The sequence below is a fragment of the Brevibacillus sp. MER 51 genome (assembly GCF_023714195.1).
In the GTDB taxonomy this organism is placed as follows: Bacteria; Bacillota; Bacilli; order Brevibacillales; family Brevibacillaceae; genus Brevibacillus.
Map to the genome: position 1 here is coordinate 109499 of NZ_JAMAUS010000006.1, position 12902 is coordinate 122400.

Here is a 12902-nt window from a genome sequence, read left to right on the forward strand (position 1 = left end):
TTGCTTAAGTAAATATGTACAATAACATACTAGCAGTTTCGGACATATAAGTAAACGTTTATTCGATGGCGAAATAATGGATTTTCTGACACAAATAGAATCAGGCGAGTGTCATGGAAGAAGACGCTCGCCTGGGTGGAAAATACGGCGGTACAGTGCATTAATCTGCGGACAAGATACTCAGTGGCCCTTTTTCATTGATGATCGGCTCCAGTTCATAGACCGAAATGGGGAACATGGGGAAACCGACGTAGTAAGGAGTAATTTCGTACAACTGGAAGTAAATGACCAGTGCTTTATCGGCGAGATAATAATCTTGATCGGGCTTAATCGAAGTAAAGCCATTAAGAGTGGGGATGTTTCTTTCTTTGATTTGACGTTTGATGTTTTCGGAAATTACCTTGACGTAATCGCTTCCTGGCTTGAATAATTCACGCAGCGTATACAGCTTGCCTGTTTGGATATCTGCGGTGATCGACCCGAGGAAGGTCATGCCGTGAGCCATTTGCGGTGTGTAGGCGTAGTTGCTCAACACGACGCTGAAAATACCGCGTTCGTTTGTCTTGATTTCGTAGCTTCCTTGCATTTCTGTATTTCCCGGTACCTGGACCCGTTGTTGCTCATGAATTAAGCCTTGAACCGTTTGATAAATCGCCCGGTTGATATCTTTTTCCGCTTGCTGGTTGGCTAGGCCTGCCAATTGGGGATAGTAAATCGTGGTGTTCGGACGGCTGATCGTACGTGTCAGCACAGTAGCTGGCAATTGATTGAGTTCCACTTTTTTCCGTTTGCCTCCTGTACGTGTGAGTTGTGTAATAGCCTATTCGAAATTGTTTTTGGCTGTTCTCACTTTTTTCACAAATTTGGCAAAGGTTTGGCTATATAATGGGGAAAGAATCCGATACATAAGTAATAAGGAAAAGGGGGGCAATTATGATTCAATTGATTCGCAATACCTTGACTGACAAAGAAGGCTTTATGATTTTCATCCTATGGAATCATTTGTGGATGGCGGGACTCATTGCCTACCAAGTGGATGTGAACTTCTGGAAAGTGACGTCCTTGGGATTGCTGGTCACTTTAATTGTTTCGCCGTATTATTTCATTCGCAAAGATAGTCTTGTGATTCGTTATCTGGTAGCAATTGGACTCATGTTCTATGCGATTTCATTCGATCACTTTACCGATTACCAGGAGATCACCTTCCTCGCTTTTATCGTCATGGGCTTTTTGGCAGCCTATTTGGATTGGAAGCTGGTCGTAACAGCGGGAATTACCCAAATCATTGTCACGGTTATCGGGTTCTACACAGGAACCTACCAGATCTTCGATGGTGATTTTTCGGAGCTCAATTTGCTTATGCGTATTGTCACGCTTCTCATGATGATGGGAGCCGTCACGTATCTGTGTCTCGCTGGACAAGCCTCCCTGCAAAAAGCGCACGACGCAAGGCAGGAAGCGGAAGAGAAGGAGCGCCGTTTGGGAGAAATGCTTTTGAACATCCAGCAAATGACCGAGCAGCTGGATCGTACCAGCGATCATGTGCATGAGCATGCGGAAGGTACGAAGCGCAATACCGATGAAATGATGGTAGCCTTCAAGGAAGTCGCCGTCGGTATGGAATCGCAGGCGAATTCTACGGTGAAGATCGAAGAAGAGGTTCAATCCATCGATCAGGAAATCGAGGCAGTCACAACACAGACCAACGCAATGAAAACAGAATCGCAACAAAATAACCGTCGTCTGACAGAAAGTGTTCAGATGATGAACGAGCTGTCCTCGCAGATGGAGCAAATTGTACAGGCAGTCAATGTGGCAGCCTCTACGATTCACCAGCTCAATCGACAGGCGAATCGCGTAGAGGAAATTGTCGGCGCTATTAATCAGATCGCGACACAAACGAATCTCTTGGCACTGAATGCGGCGATTGAATCGGCGCGTGCAGGCGAGCATGGTCGGGGATTTGCTGTTGTAGCGGATGAGGTACGCAAGCTGGCAGAACAAAGCGCGACAGCTACGCAGGAAATTACCGACATTCTCAAGTCACTCCACCAGGAAAGTGAGAATGCGGTGCAGCATATGAGCAATGGGGAAGTGTCTGTTGCAAAAGGCCAAGAGCTGGCCGTAAAAACAGTGGCCTCCATCGAAGCCGTGCGTGCCGGGATGATGGCCTTCCTGGAAGCTGCTGATCAAGTAAGCTCCAGCATGGACCGGGTAAAAGTGCGTTCTGGAGAAGTTGCCATCGAGATGTCGACCATTACAGCGGTAACCGAGGAATCGGTAGCCAACCTAGAAGAGCTGTTTGCGACAGCAGAAAACCAGCATCAAAAAGTGCGTGAGATTACGGAAGAGCTGGGCGAGTTGAATACGTTGTCGCATCGCCTCCAGCAAACCTTTCACGTAAATTAGAGGCTGTGCTTCTCGCCAATTTAATCGGTGCTGAAAAGACGAGTTTTTAAACTTTTATTCACTTTTAGAAGTGTTTGGAATTAGGAAAAAAGAATTGCATTTTTGAACCGTTCTGCTAGAATGAATTCCATTGTAACTGAATATATTCACCTACCTTATCAAGAGCGGCGGAGGGACTGGCCCGATGATGCCCGGCAACCACTGATCATGTCTATGCATGAACAGAAAGGTGCCAATTCCTGCAAAACCTGTACCATGGTTTTGACAGATGAGGAAGAGAACGGCTACGTACGCAAACTCTTCCTCCGGGAAGAGTTTTTTTGTGTATTTGTAAATGGGGAGGGGGAATAAACGAACGATAAATTAATTTTATAAGATAATATTCGTAAATAGTATTGAAAAAATAGGTAAAAAGCCGTACATTACCTAATAGGATAAAGAAAAACGTAAAGTTCGGATAGGGAGAGATACATCATGAAGAAGTTATTGCTGGCATTAACGACATTCGCAGTATTGGCAACAGGGTGCTCGACTGGAACCAGCACACCTGCAGATCAGCCAGGAGGACAAGTAGCAGGACAAGAGGGCGCGGCCAAAAAGCGAATTGCCTTGATTTTGCCCGAGAAAATCGGTGTAAATCCGTTCTTCCAACAAATGGATGAAGGGGCGAAGAAAGCCGCACAAGAGCTGGGCGCAGAAGTGAAAACAATCGAATCTACGGACCATGGAGCGATTGAAGAAAATCTGCGTGTAGCTGTTGCAGAAAATTATGATTTGATCATCACTTCTTCCTTTACATCAGAGGATGCATTGAAAAAAGTAGCTACCGAAAATCCTGACCGTAATTTTGCGATTATTGATACCGTAGTAGATTTGCCAAACGTACGCAGTGTTACTTTCCGCGAGCAGGAAGCGGCTTACCTGGTGGGAGCAGCAGCAGGCTTGGCAACGAAAACGAACAAAGTAGGTATGGTTGTCGCTCTTGATATTCCGCAGTTGAAAAAATGGACAGTTGGCTTCGGAGAGGGCTTGAAAGCGACGAATCCAAAAGCAGAGCTGATGGTCAATTATGTAGGAAGCTTCACTGACCCGGCAAAAGCGAAGGAGTTGGCTTTGCTCCAAGCTTCCAAAGGCGCTGACTTCATTAACGGTGCAGCAGCAGTAGGCGATCTCGGCGTTTTCGAAGCAGCGAAGGAAAAAGGCTTCTTCACAGCAGGTCAGGACGTTGACCGTACCACGATTGACCCAGAGCATATTGTTCTGTCCCAATTGAAAGGGACTGACGCGGCAGCTTATGAAACCGTGAAGACCTTTGTAGAAGGAACGTTCAAACCAGGTGTTGTGGCGTACGGCTTGAAGGAAAAAGGTGTTGGCGTAACCTATGTCACGCACGAAAGCAAAACGCCGCTGAACGCTTTTATTGGACAAGAAGTCGTGGATAAAGTGAAAGCGATCAGCGATGAGATCGTAGCGGGAACTCGCCAAGTACCAGATAAATTCTAAACACGCACGTCAAAATGCTTGTGCACAGTGATGGATGTGACCGACTACGGCTGTGTAGTCGGTCTTCCATTTTCATAAAAGGACGTACAGAAATGAGGGAGTGGGAATGACCGAACGCTTGGAAATGAGGGCCATGACCAAGAAGTACGGAGATTTTACCGCCAACGACAAGGTGTCGTTCTCACTGGCAGCAGGAGAAGTCCACGCGATTGTCGGGGAAAATGGGGCGGGCAAAACGACACTGATGCGGATGCTGTACGGGATGGAGCAGCCGACGTCGGGAGAGATCGTGTTAAACGGCAAGCCAGTTGTTTTTCGCGGACCAGAGGACGCGATTCGAAATGGAATCGGGATGGTTCACCAGCACTTTATGCTCTTCGGAGAATTCAGTGTGGCTGAAAATATCGTGATCGGATATGAGCCGAGGCAAGCGGGTTTTTTCAAAAGAAAGGACGCGGAGGACAAGGTGCGGGCGCTGAGTGAGCAGTATCGCATTCCGATTCAACCGCAGACCAAGGTAGCGAATTGCTCGATTGGGGAACAGCAACGGGTCGAAATTCTGAAGGTCCTGTATCAGGGAGCGGATATTATCGTGTTGGACGAGCCGACCGCTGTCCTTACCCCGCTGGAGGTACGCGACCTGCTGCAAACGATTCGAAACCTGGCAGAGAGCGGCAAGAGCGTCATTTTGATTACACATAAGTTGCAGGAAGTCATGGAGGTAGCCGATCGTATTACGGTATTGCGCGGGGGCAAAGTGACGGGAACGGTTTCGCGGAATGAGACAAATGCGGACGATTTAGCCAGATTGATGGTTGGACGTGAATTGCAGGAGCTAGCTGAGCGAGTTCCTCTGGATAAAGGTCCCTTGTTGCAGGTGGAGAATCTCACCGTTCGAGAAAAGCAGACACTGCTCGATCAAGTCAGCTTTACCGTACATCACGGAGAAATCGTAGGAATCGCTGGTGTTTCCGGGAATGGCCAATCCGAGCTGCTGCAAGCGATCAGTGGCTTGCGAGCGGCACAGGAGGGCATGGTGCGATTAGGTGGCAAGGACGTGACGAACAAATCAGTAGCCACCATACGGGATGTCGGCTTGGCGCATATTCCGGAGGATCGCTACCTGTGGGGAGCGGCCAAACTCTCAAGCGTCGAGGAAAATGCGTTGATGGGCTATCAGCGAAAGCCTGCATACAACCGCCGCGGTGTCGTTTTGCGGGAGAAATTCCGCCAAGTCGTAAAAGGCTGGGTTGAGAAGTTTTCCATCAAGACGGGCTCCCGACAATTGCAGGAGCTGGCAGGAAATCTGTCAGGTGGAAACTTGCAAAAGCTGATCGTAGCAAGGGAGTTGGGACATGAAACCCCGTTTTTGATTGCGGCTGAGCCTACACGAGGGGTGGATATCGGTGCCATGGAGTACATCCATCAGGCGCTGATCGAAAAACGCAATCAGGGGGACGCGATCTTGCTCGTCTCCTCCGAGTTGTCCGAAATTCTCGCCTTGTCTGACAGGATTTTGGTCATGTATAAAGGGCGAATCGCTGGAGAGCTTTCACGCCTGGAGGCAACTGAAGAAAAAATCAGCGTGATCATGGCGGGAGGAAGCATTCATGGCAGCAATCAAAGAGCTATCTAAGTCATTGGTGCAGCCGATCTTGGCTGTCGTTATCGGTTTGTTGACCGGTGCGCTGGTCATTGCTGCGGTTGGCGAATCGATCTTGGGCACCTACCAGGAAATGTGGAAAGGGGCCTTTGGCAGTTTTTATTTCTTTACGTCTACATTAGCGAGAGCCACGCCTATCATGCTGATTGCCTTGGGTCTTTCCTTTGCATTTCGGGCAGGGGTATTCAACCTGGGGGCGGAAGGGCAAATGGTGCTGGGTGCCGTCAGTGCTGCGCTAGTCGCGATCTATTTGCCAGCACCGGGAATGGTCAAAATTTTGGCGGGTATTTTCGCAGGAATGGCGGTTGGCGGGTTCTGGGCGTTGTTGCCAGGCTTTATGGAAGCGCGCTTTCGCATTCCATTGCTCATCTCTACGTTGCTTTTCAACTATATCGCGGTATTGTTTGCGAGCTATCTCGTGACAGAGCCATTCCGGGATCGCACGGGCTCTGCGGCACTTGCACAGACTGTCATGCTGGAGAAAAGTGCGTGGCTTCCGAAGCTGTTTGCCGGGATGAGCGTGCATGCAGGATTTTTGTTTGCGATCGTTGCGGCACTGATCTTGTTCTGGGTCCTTCGTTTTACACCTTTTGGCTATGAAGTGAAGATGCTGGGTCAAAACTCGCTGTTTGCTCAATACGGAGGCATTAATCGCATTCGAGTCATGCTGACAGGTATGTTTGCCAGTGGTGGATTGGCTGGCTTGGCGGGAACCGTCGAGGTAATGGGGGCGCACTATCGTTTTGTGGACGGGGCGCTGACTGTACCGGGCTTCGCCTGGACGGGCCTGATGGCAGCTCTGCTTGCGAACTCGCACCCGCTTGGCATCATTGTGACTTCGATCCTGCTTGCTGCTTTTCAGACAGGAGCCATGGGTGTAGAGCGGAATACGGATGTGCCGCTGGAGCTGGCAAGTGTGATACAAGCCGTATTGATATTGTTCATCTCCGCCAAGTTCAGCTACGACTGGTGGAAAAAGCGGAAGGCAAAAGGAGGGGAATCGCATGGAGCTCTTTGATTGGTCCCTCCTCAGTTCTACCATTCGGATGGTCACGCCGATCTTGTTGGCAGCTTTGGGTGGAGCGCTCTGCGCACGTGTTGGAATTTTTAATGTTGGCTTGGAGGGATTGGTACTGGTCGGTGCCTTTTCTGCGATTGTCGGCAATCATTTTACCGGGAATCTCTTTCTGGCCGTTTTGATTGCAGCACTGGTCAGCATTGTCTTTTCACTCTTATTCGCATACATGACGATCAAGCTTAGGGCGAATGAAATCGTCGTCGGTGTGGCGATTAACTTTCTGGCGCTAGGGTTGACGACATTTGCATTACGGGCGATCTTCGGTGTCAAAGGGGCGTTTTACGATAAGGATATGGCTGGCTTGCCAACCGTCGAGATTCCGTTCATTCACGATATTCCAGTCATCGGAGGCATTGTCTCTGGTCATTCGCCGCTCGTGTACTTTGCGTTTTTGGCGGCGATTCTGTTGTATGTGTTCTTTTATCGGACGGTTACAGGCTTCCGCGTCCTCGCAGTTGGTCTGAATCCCGTTGCGGCACGTAGTCTCGGTCTGAAAGTGACGGCGCTTCAAGTGCTGGCGATTGTAATGAGTGGCGCATTGTGCGGGATTGCAGGGGCACAGCTCTCACTGGGGCAAGTCACGATGTTTACAGAAGGTATGACGGCTGGTCGAGGCTTTATCGCATTGGTAGCGATGATGATGGGGCAGTCGCATCCACTCGGTATTTTGGCTTCGAGTCTTTTGTTCGGGTTGATGGATGCCCTTAGTATTCGTTTGCAGGGCTTTTCGCTTCCGACGCAATTTACGGCGATGCTGCCATACGTGCTGACAATTGCGGCGATGTTCTTCTTGAAGAACAAGAGTCAGATCGGTAACGACAATCAGCAGAGCACCCGTTAAACACAGGCTATATAGACAGCAAAGACAGGGGGAAATGCGATATGAACAAGGCAGATCGGATCAAAAGAATGAAAGTACCCGCTCCGGTGGGACCGGGACTCGCCAGACGACTTCCGCCAGGACAAATCCTGACAGAGCGCTTTCCCATTTTGCATGAGGGAGACGTGCCAGTGTATGACATGAATGAATGGACGCTGCGCGTTTTCGGAGAGGTAGACCGGGAAGTGACGCTCACCTACGAAGAGATCATGGCGATGCCGCAGGTGACAGTGACGAGCGACATTCACTGCGTGACGCGCTGGTCCCGTTTTGACAATGCGTTTACAGGTGTGCGTTTTCGTGATTTTCTACAGGCGATTGGCGTGACTCCCCGAGCGAACTTCGTCATGCTGCATGGTGATCACGACTATACCGCCAATGTGCCGCTCGCTGATCTGGAGCGTGATGATGTGCTGCTGGCTCACTCCTTTGATGGAGAGCGACTAACGGACAAGCACGGCTGGCCGCTTCGCCTGGTTGTTCCTCATCTGTATTTCTGGAAAAGCGTGAAGTGGATCAGAGGAATTGAATTTATGACGGAAAACAAGCCCGGCTTCTGGGAGCAAAATGGTTTTCACTTGATCGCAGACCCGTTCCGCGAAGAGCGGTTCTCCGGTGAAGCGTTGCCGATCCCAGAGGATGAGTGGGAGAAAAAGGAGTTCGATTGAGATGTTGACGAATCTAAAGGTAGATCCAGAACAACTGCCAAAGCGTGTCATCGTATGCGGTGATCCAAAACGTGCAGCCTTGATTGCATCGAAACTCGACAATCAGCGTCAAATCGGGGAAAACCGCGAGTATCACAGCTATGCGGGTACGTGGAAAGGCGTCGAGGTAGCGGTAGTGAGCCATGGGGTAGGCGCACCGGGAGCAGCCGTATGCTTCGAGGAGCTGGCGAAGGGCGGCGTGCAGGTCATCATTCGTGTAGGAACTGCCGGGTCATACCAAAAAGAAATCGAGACAGGCAGCCTCGTTATCAGCTCCGCGGCGGTTCGCCAAGACGGCTTGACCAGTCAATTGGTTCCGGCGGGCTTCCCGGCTGTTGCCAATCGCCATGTCGTGGACGCGCTCGTACAAGCAGCGGGAGCAAACGCATCAGACTTGAAGGTATTCGAAGGAATCACACTGACACTCGATGTCTTCTACAGTGGCGTGCTGGAATTCCCCCACAAGCTGTACCAAAAAGCTGGCGTTTTGGCAGTCGAAATGGAAAACACCGCCCTGTTCGTGATCGCGGCGCTTCGCGGAATGAAGGCAGGCTCTATTTTAGCAATCGACGGATATGCAGATGCAGACTTGCTCGAATCGTATAACCCCCACACCGATGTGATGGCACAAGCCATTGAAGCAGAAGCATTGATTGCACTGGATGCAGTCATTGCTGTATCCCGGTAACAATAGGTAAGCCCAGGACTTTTCAGAGATCCTGGGCTTTTTTGTAATAGCGGTTAAGTTTTAAAAGGTTTTAAAAGGTTTTAAAAGGCATCGATAAACCAACAAAGCTAGCGGGAAGAAAAAGCACAGAGCTCGTAGACCTTGACAACGCCAACCCAGTCGGAACTGCAAAAAGGGGACCACGCTTGTCGAACACTTCTTCCTTGAAAAGCTTCCGCCCGTAGGGTGGCTTTGGCTCGACGGTCCCCTTTTTGCAGTGGAGACGGCCAGTGAATCCCCCTTGCAGGTGTGTCAGAGTCGAAGAGAAACTGTGCTTTTTCTTCTCCTCCACAATGTTGACTCAAACCAAAGTGATCATTCCTCGTTAAAACGATCCAGCATAGAGATCGTATCAATCAGGTGATTGTTAAAAATCTGTCTCGCCACACTCAACAGCTCGATGATCATCGGATCACGCAGCGAGTAGGTGACTTTGTTTCCGTCCTTTGTTCCGTACACGATATTGTTGTTCCGCAAAATGGCGAGCTGTTGGGAAACAGCGGAGCCTTCACTCCCGATGAGTGTCTGAAGCTCGTTTACATTCTTATCTCCTTCCGCCAGCAACTCCAGAATCCGAATCCGCAGGGGATGACCCAATGCCTTGAAAAAATTCGCTTTAAATTGCTGTAGTTCCAAATTCAATGATAGGTTCCTCCGATCGTAACATCATGTGGAAGTTTCAGTAGGAGCGGACAGGCGCGTGCATTCGCGAAAGGCAAAATGCTTGCATCCGAGGCACTTCCCAGTGTCAAGCAGACTAAGGGCATACGCTATCGCGTCTCCAGTATGAGCAAAAAAGTGAGCTTCGCCTACGAGGCCATATAGTCCCGTACGCTGCAAGATTTTCTTGGGGCCAGATTGGATTCCTGAAATAAGGACTGTTGTTCCTTGGTCCATACATTGTTTCACAATCCTGGACAAATTCGCTTCCCCAGTCATGTCCATCAGAGGGACTTTTCCCATCCGCAGCAGCAACACCTTTGGTTGTCGCTGAAGGGTTTGCGTGAGGGAGCTTTCAAACAAGTCGGCATCCCCGAAAAAGAGTGGGCCCTCAATCGTGAAAATGCTGATTTGCGGGCAATCATGCTCCTCGGTCACCATATGCGGCATGACTTTGTCGTGGTTGGACGAGGGATCAGGAAGTACCTGAGCTACCCGCAAGCTATCGCGCGTTCGTTTGACAAACAACAGGATAGATAGCACCAATCCCACTTCAATAGCAACGGTTAAATTGGTGAAAACGGTCAAAAGGAAGGTGAGCACCAGTACAAGAGAATCACTCGTCTTCACTTTGAACATGTGGGCAAATTCCTTGCGCTCACTCATATTCCAGGCAACCAGCATCAAGATCGGCGCCATACTCGCCAACGGAATATGCGAAGCATAAGGGGCGAACAGCACGAGGATGAGCAAAACGACCAGACCATGAATGATGCCAGACATGGGGGAGGTTGCCCCGGTTCGAATGTTGGTGGCTGTTCTCGCAATCGCGCCAGTAGCAGGAATTCCCCCGAATAACGGAGTCACGATATTGGCAATCCCTTGGCCGATTAATTCACGGTTGCTGTTGTGGCGACTGCGTGTCATCCCATCGGCGACGACGGCAGATAATAAAGACTCTATCGCTCCTAGTATAGCAATGATCAGGGCTGGACTCAGTAACTTTTGGACACGTTCCCATGTGATTTCAGGAAAATGAAAGCCGGGTAATGCACTTGGTATCTCTCCAAAGGTGGAGCCAATCGTCGCTACCTTCCCTTCCAAAAAGAGGACGGAAACGACACTGGAGACTACGAGACCAACGAGAGAGGCCGGTATGCTACGGATGAATCGGGGAGTCACCAAAATAAGGGCGAGACTCAAAATAGCAATGGCTACGCTGTATAGATTAATCGTGTTCAGATGAAGGACGATTTCCCTCATGTTGGACAGAAAATCTTCATGTCTCTGCAAATGCTCCAGGCCGAGAAAGTTGGCAATTTGACCGGAGAAAATGATAACGGCAATCCCCGAAGTAAATCCGATGATGACGGGGCGCGGAATGAATTTGATCAGCCCTCCCAGCCGTAGAACCCCCATGAGAACAAGGAGAATCCCTGCCATGAATCCAGCGAGGAGCAAGTCTGCATAACCGTATTGCATGACGATTGCAAATAATATCGGGATAAAAGCACCAGTAGGTCCACCGATTTGATAGCGGGAACCGCCAAATAGAGAAATCAAAATCCCGGCGATAATGGTCGTGTAAATTCCGTACTCAGGCTTTACTCCGGAGGCGATAGCAAATGCCATCCCCAATGGTATCGCGATAATACCGACGATTACTCCTGATACACAGTCTTTTCGAAAGGAAACAAGATTGTAGCCTTCGAATCTTGGTGCCCACTTCATGATTGCAACCCTTCTTTTCGTATTTTCGAATATTTGATTATTTGAATATAGATGGATCATACATCCGCTCTTCCATTCCGTCAATTCCAATCCTTACATGAACTTTTCCGTTTATTAATATTTGCTTCAAGATTCCTTAACGCTCGTACAGTACCATTCAAAGTAACAAGTGAATACATCCCTTCGGTTGGAGCCATGGAGAAACCCCCGACAGCCTTTCCAAGCACTTTCATCGAGAGTTCTTTGGCATTGTCATGTCGTAGGGTTTTTTGTCTTGGGCATAAGGAGGCGTAAGCGAGTGAACCAGGAACAGTTTCGTGCAAGACTGGCAAAGTACAAGCTAATCGCTTCCGTAAAAGAAGCGAAGCACCTGGAAAAAGCGGCAGAGGCAAATTTGAGTGCTGCGGTACTCTCGATTGGCAACATTGGTGTGATCAAAGGCTACGTGGATTATTTCAAGTCGAAAAATATCCCTGTATTTCTTCATTTGGAGCGGATTGGCGGAATCAGTCATGACCGGGAAGGCATCGCATTTCTCGCGCATTACGTCAAGCCAGACGGGATCGTCACTACGCGCAACACCCTGGTCAAGCTGGCGAAAAAGCAAGGCCTGCTGACGATTCAGCGTTTGTTTTTGGTGGATAGCGACTCGATTAAATCAGGCCTAACTTCCCTGCAAGATACACAGCCTGACGCTGTTGAGCTGATGCCTGGTTTGCTGCCGGAGTTTATCGAAGAATTTCGAAGTGTGATCGATACCCCGATCATTTCTGGCGGGCTGATTCGCAAGCAAGAACAGATGGAGGAAGTATTAAAGCATGGAGCGACAGCTGTTTCAGTCGGAAATCCGCTGCTGTGGAAGGAGTGTAAGAACCTTGATTCAAGCGTTGTTATTTGATTTGGATGGGACCTTGCTGGACAGTCGGGATGCGGTTGTGGATGCCGTTGCTTTTACGGCTGAGCAGTATGCACCTGGACATTTTAGCAGAGAAGAGCTTCTCGCGCGTTTTGGTGAATCGTTTGATGATTTTTTGGCGGCAGTTGCTACTGCAGCAGGCGTCCCTGACAAAAAGGAAGTATTGCAAAGATACTTCGCCTATGTACGGGAGCATCATGAAGAACACGTCAAACTGTTTCCGTTTGTCCGCGAAGGGTTGGAAAGGCTGAAGGCGGCGGGCTTTGCGATGGCGATCGTCACGAACAAGCAACGGGAGTTTACATTGGCTGGTCTGGAGATGGCGGGGATTGAGCATCTGTTTGAGGCCATCGTCACCGTCGATGATGTATCACGAGGCAAGCCGTCGGCTGAGCCTGTACAAAAAGCGCTGGGGGCACTTGGTAAACGTCCCGAGCAAGCCATGATGATCGGCGACAGTCGTTATGACGTACTGGCTGCGGTAGGAGCGGGTGTGCAATCTGTCGTGCTGGAGTGGTACGGACAAGAGAAATGGCCCTACGCTTCTCCGGATTACCGCTACGCCGATTTTGAGACATTTGTTACGGAAATGCTGGCCGCAAAAGCACAAGGAGGGAAATGAAAACAG

At 49.6% G+C, this 12902-nt stretch carries 12 protein-coding genes and 1 riboswitch; of the genes, 9 read left to right on the forward strand and 3 right to left on the reverse strand.

What is annotated here, in order from left to right:
* Window positions 1-160: 160 nt before the first annotated feature.
* Window positions 161-778, reverse strand: a complete 618-nt coding sequence (locus M3630_RS14620) for a DUF3298 and DUF4163 domain-containing protein (protein WP_173610369.1) — start codon at window positions 776-778, stop codon at window positions 161-163.
* 155 nt (window positions 779-933) lie between these two features.
* Between M3630_RS14620 and M3630_RS14625 the strand changes: the two genes are divergently transcribed.
* The 7 genes from M3630_RS14625 to M3630_RS14655 all read left to right on the forward strand — a co-directional run bounded on the left by M3630_RS14625 (window position 934) and on the right by M3630_RS14655 (window position 8928).
* Window positions 934-2409, forward strand: coding sequence for a methyl-accepting chemotaxis protein (locus M3630_RS14625; RefSeq protein WP_173610370.1), 1476 nt, complete (start codon window positions 934-936; stop codon window positions 2407-2409).
* A gap of 152 nt (window positions 2410-2561) precedes the next feature.
* Window positions 2562-2684: riboswitch (SAM riboswitch) on the forward strand.
* Between the two features lie 199 nt (window positions 2685-2883).
* Window positions 2884-3912 (forward strand): BMP family lipoprotein, encoded by a 1029-nt coding sequence (locus M3630_RS14630; RefSeq protein WP_251252565.1) that lies wholly within the window; start codon window positions 2884-2886, stop codon window positions 3910-3912.
* Window positions 3913-4018: 106 nt separating this feature from the next.
* Window positions 4019-5548 carry an ABC transporter ATP-binding protein gene (locus M3630_RS14635; protein WP_251252566.1) on the forward strand — a complete coding sequence of 510 codons (1530 nt, stop codon included), beginning with the start codon at window positions 4019-4021 and terminating at the stop codon, window positions 5546-5548.
* The gene (locus M3630_RS14640; protein ID WP_251252567.1) at window positions 5523-6593 is read left to right on the forward strand and encodes an ABC transporter permease; all 1071 of its coding nucleotides are present in this window, start codon (window positions 5523-5525) and stop codon (window positions 6591-6593) included. The genes M3630_RS14635 and M3630_RS14640 overlap by 26 nt, the downstream gene beginning before the upstream one ends.
* Window positions 6580-7494: an ABC transporter permease gene (locus M3630_RS14645; protein WP_173610374.1), complete on the forward strand. Its 915-nt coding sequence runs from the start codon at window positions 6580-6582 to the stop codon at window positions 7492-7494. The genes M3630_RS14640 and M3630_RS14645 overlap by 14 nt, the downstream gene beginning before the upstream one ends.
* 41 nt (window positions 7495-7535) lie before the next feature.
* Window positions 7536-8201 (forward strand): sulfite oxidase-like oxidoreductase, encoded by a 666-nt coding sequence (locus tag M3630_RS14650; RefSeq protein ID WP_251252568.1) that lies wholly within the window; start codon window positions 7536-7538, stop codon window positions 8199-8201.
* Window position 8202: 1 nt separating this feature from the next.
* On the forward strand, window positions 8203-8928 hold the full coding sequence (locus M3630_RS14655) for a nucleoside phosphorylase (RefSeq protein WP_251252569.1): 726 nt from the start codon (window positions 8203-8205) through the stop codon (window positions 8926-8928).
* Between the two features lie 354 nt (window positions 8929-9282).
* Here the strand turns inward: M3630_RS14655 and M3630_RS14660 are convergent, their stop codons facing one another.
* Together M3630_RS14660 and M3630_RS14665 are read right to left on the reverse strand one after the other, a co-directional pair.
* Entirely contained in the window at window positions 9283-9609 is a 327-nt protein-coding gene (locus M3630_RS14660; protein ID WP_005827573.1) for an ArsR/SmtB family transcription factor, read from the reverse strand.
* Between the two features lie 24 nt (window positions 9610-9633).
* Window positions 9634-11358, reverse strand: coding sequence for a SulP family inorganic anion transporter (locus M3630_RS14665; protein WP_251252570.1), 1725 nt, complete (start codon window positions 11356-11358; stop codon window positions 9634-9636).
* Between the two features lie 298 nt (window positions 11359-11656).
* Between M3630_RS14665 and M3630_RS14670 the strand changes: the two genes are divergently transcribed.
* Both M3630_RS14670 and M3630_RS14675 read left to right on the forward strand, forming a co-directional pair.
* Entirely contained in the window at window positions 11657-12256 is a 600-nt protein-coding gene (locus M3630_RS14670; protein WP_173610379.1) for a glycerol-3-phosphate responsive antiterminator, read from the forward strand.
* Entirely contained in the window at window positions 12234-12896 is a 663-nt protein-coding gene (locus M3630_RS14675; RefSeq protein WP_251252571.1) for an HAD family hydrolase, read from the forward strand. Before M3630_RS14670 ends, M3630_RS14675 begins: the two co-directional genes overlap by 23 nt.
* Window positions 12897-12902: the final 6 nt, after the last annotated feature.